Origin of the sequence: Bradyrhizobium semiaridum, assembly GCF_020329505.1 — a bacterium.
Lineage (GTDB): Bacteria > Pseudomonadota > Alphaproteobacteria > Rhizobiales > Xanthobacteraceae > Bradyrhizobium > Bradyrhizobium semiaridum.
On record NZ_JAGKJJ010000119.1, the window covers coordinates 1 to 599 of the forward strand.

General features: G+C 68.1%; 1 protein-coding gene. It reads right to left on the bottom strand.

Annotated elements, in window-relative coordinates; all coding sequences use genetic code 11:
• On the bottom strand, nt 1-515 hold a 515-nt coding region (locus J6500_RS31780; protein WP_225716616.1), incomplete at its 3' end, for a hypothetical protein.
• Nucleotides 516-599: the final 84 nt, after the last annotated feature.

The window sequence follows — 599 nt, forward strand, 5'->3', positions numbered from 1 at the left end:
TCGTCGTCCTGACGCATGCGGCGGCGTTCGGCCCAACGCTGACGCCGCTCGGCACGGCGTTTCTCGGCAGTTGCACGCCTGACGTCCGCTTCGCGGGCTCTTGCGTTCGCATTCCTGATCTCGGACGTCGCGGACGGCTCGCGCGCGGCAGTTTGCGTACCCGGTGCAGGCGATGAAGCCTGCTGCGTGCGATCAGGTGCGGCGGCCGGCTCGGGCGGCGTTGCCGCAACAAGGTCCGATTGACCTGGCTGCGGTTGCTGCGGCTGCGGTGCCGGCGCCACCGTCACCGGCTTCGTCGGAGCCTGGGACATATCTCGCGGCAACACAGGAGGCTGCGACGAAGCCGTTGGCAGTTTGGCCTGCTCGCCGCCGGTCCGGCGGTCGGCCTGGCTGACCTCCTGCTTCGCGTCATGCGGATTCATGATTCTCGCGATCGTGAAGCCGCCGCCGGCGCCGATCGCAATCGCTGCGACAACGGTTCCGACACCGGCGAAATAAGCCGTTGATGTCCGCATGGCTCGCCTCCTCGTCCGGGCGAGCAACGTGCGAGCAGGGGCGATGTTCCGAAACACCGACGCCGCGAATACGCGGCGTCGAAC